This is a genomic window from Parafrankia sp. Ea1.12, assembly GCF_900465275.1.
GTDB classification, from domain to species: domain Bacteria; phylum Actinomycetota; class Actinomycetes; order Frankiales; family Frankiaceae; genus Parafrankia; species Parafrankia soli.
This window is the reverse complement of sequence record NZ_UBIZ01000669.1, coordinates 1-414: the sequence shown is the minus strand read 5'-3', so window position 1 is coordinate 414 and position 414 is coordinate 1. Positions and strand designations below refer to the sequence as shown.

Below are 414 nucleotides of genomic sequence, written 5' to 3'. Positions count from 1 at the left end.
GTACTCGGCCAGGACGGTGCGCAGGTGCCGTTCACCGAAGATCAGCATCCGGTCGGTGGCTTCCGTCCGGACGGTGCGGACGAACCGTTCCGCGTAGGCGTTCGCCCGCGGAGTCCGGGGTGGGATCCTGACCGTGGTGATGCCGGCGTCGGCGAGGACCGCGTCGAACGATGCGGTGAACTGTCCGGCGCGGTCGCGGACCAGGACCTGGAAGTCGGCCGTCCGGTCGCCGAGGTCCAGGAGGAGGTTGCGGATCTGTTGGGTGGTCCACGGGCCGTCGGGGTGGGAGGTGACCCCGAGGATGTGGACGGAGCGGGAGCCGACCTCTATGACGAAGAAGCAGTACAGACGCTGGAGCGTAATGGCGCAGTCCACGTGGAAAAAGTCCACGGCCAGCATCGTCGACGCCTGCGT

General features: G+C 67.6%; 1 protein-coding gene. It reads right to left on the bottom strand.

Annotated features, from left to right (window positions below):
• Nucleotides 1-414 (bottom strand): DDE-type integrase/transposase/recombinase (locus FMEAI12_RS34740; protein ID WP_235015064.1); only part of this gene is annotated, 414 nt, incomplete at both ends.